Source organism: Mesorhizobium sp. M4A.F.Ca.ET.020.02.1.1 (genome assembly GCF_004022645.1).
In the GTDB taxonomy this organism is placed as follows: domain Bacteria; phylum Pseudomonadota; class Alphaproteobacteria; order Rhizobiales; family Rhizobiaceae; genus Mesorhizobium.
The window spans coordinates 1-1,817 of the sequence record NZ_RZOI01000972.1 but is presented as its reverse complement, the minus strand read 5'-3'; the positions used below and the strand labels follow the sequence as shown (position 1 = coordinate 1,817).

The following is a 1,817-nucleotide window of genomic DNA, read 5'->3' as shown; positions in this document are numbered from 1 at the left end:
GGTAGCGTTCCAGAAGGATGCCGATGACTGCAAGCGGCGTGATGGCGGCGGTGGCGAGTGCGGCCATCGACCACCAGTTGATGCCTTGCGACCCGGTCTGGCTCGCCACCATGACGGGAATGGTCTTGGCGTCGGTCGAGGTCAAAAGCGCGGCGAAGAAATACTCGTTCCAGCACAGCACCATCGCCAGGATGAAGGCCGCGACCATGCCAGGCAGCGCGATCGGCATGACGATGCGGAAGAAGGCGCCCCAGATCGACAGGCCGTCGACGAGCGCTGCCTCCTCCAGCTCGACCGGGATCGAATTGAACTGGTCGCGCATGATCCAGATGACGATCGGCAGCACCATCAGCGTGTAGAGCAGGATCAGCCCGACGCGCGTGTCGAGCAGGCCGACCTCGCGGTAGAGCACCAGGAAGGGCAGCGCCAGCACCACCGGCGGCAGGATCAGCTGCGACAGGAAGAAGAAGGAGATGTCCTCGTTCTTGAACCAGGCGAAGTGGTAGCGGTAGCGGGTCAGGCCGTAGGCGGCGAGGCTGCCGATGATGATGGCGAGGCCGGATGCGCCGACCGAGGCGATGACCGAATTCATGAAGCGCTTGAAGAACTCGTCGCGCACGGTCGAGGTCTGCGTGATCGAGTCCGGCGACAGGCCGAGCGAGCGCCAGCCCTTCCAGTCAGGCTGGAAGTCGACGAACGGGATCAGATGGCCCTGGGTGACGTCGACCGCCGATTTGAATGACGTCGTGATCGTCCAGTAGATCGGGAAAAGGCAGATGAAGGACCAGAACACCAGCGCGCCATAGATGAAGACGCGGCTGGTCAGGAAGCTCGCCGGCGAGCTGATTTCGGAGACGGAATAGTCGGTGGTCTGGACGCTCATGTTGCCGGCCGCTCAGTTGACGTTGCGCACGAAGCGGCTGGCGAATTTCAGCAGCCAGGTCACGAACACGATGATGATGACGAGATAGGCCATGGCCAGCATCGTGCCGTAGCCGACATTCGAGCGGTCGCGGTACTCGCGGTAGATGAAGCTCGACACCGAATCCGTGGCGCCGCCGGGCCCGCCCGACGTCACCGTGATGATGATGTCGGCCAGCTTCAGCTTGAAGATGATGCGCAGGATCACCGCTGTCACCGACACCGGCAGCATCAGTGGGAAAGTGACCTGCCAGAAGGTCTGCCAGGCGGTGGCGCCGTCGACGCGCGCCGCCTCAAGCACCTCGCGCGACATCGCCTGCAGGCCGGCAAGCAGCATGATCATCATGAACGGGATGAAGGTCCAGGCATCCAGCACCATGATCGAGATGCGGGCGGTGATCGGGTTGGAGAAGAAGGCGGGATTGTCCCAGCCGAGGTATCGCGCCAGCGTCGCCGCCGGGCCGAAGCGATACTCCATCAGCGACTTGCCGATCATCCACGACACCGCGACCGGCGACAACATCAGCGGCATCAGGAAGACGACGCGGAAGAATTTGCGGGCGCGGATCTGCGCGTTGAGGAGCAGCGCCAGGCCGAAGGCGATGACATATTCGACGAACACCGCGAGCACATACAGTACCATGTTGAACAGCGCGTTGCGGTAGTAGGGGTCGGCCAGCATCTGCCAGAAATTGTCGAGCCCGTTGAACTTGCGGCCGGAGAAGGAACTGAGGTTCCAGTCGGTCAGCGCGATGTAGAAGCCGAACAGGGTCGGGAAGACCACCATGGCAATGGTGAACAGCAATGCGGGAAGCAGGAACAGCGCGCGCTGGCCGTCCTCGCCGCGCGTCAGCACCTGCCCAATGCCCAGCGCCACGCCCCACAGCACATAGGCA

2 protein-coding genes are annotated in these 1,817 nt (G+C 62.9%); both read right to left on the bottom strand.

What is annotated here, in order from left to right:
* On the bottom strand, window positions 1-883 hold an 883-nt coding region (locus tag EN742_RS33785), incomplete at its 3' end, for a carbohydrate ABC transporter permease (protein ID WP_148670473.1).
* A 12-nt stretch (window positions 884-895) separates the two neighbouring features.
* The coding region (locus EN742_RS33780; protein WP_148670472.1) for a sugar ABC transporter permease at window positions 896-1,817 on the bottom strand (922 nt) is incomplete at its 5' end.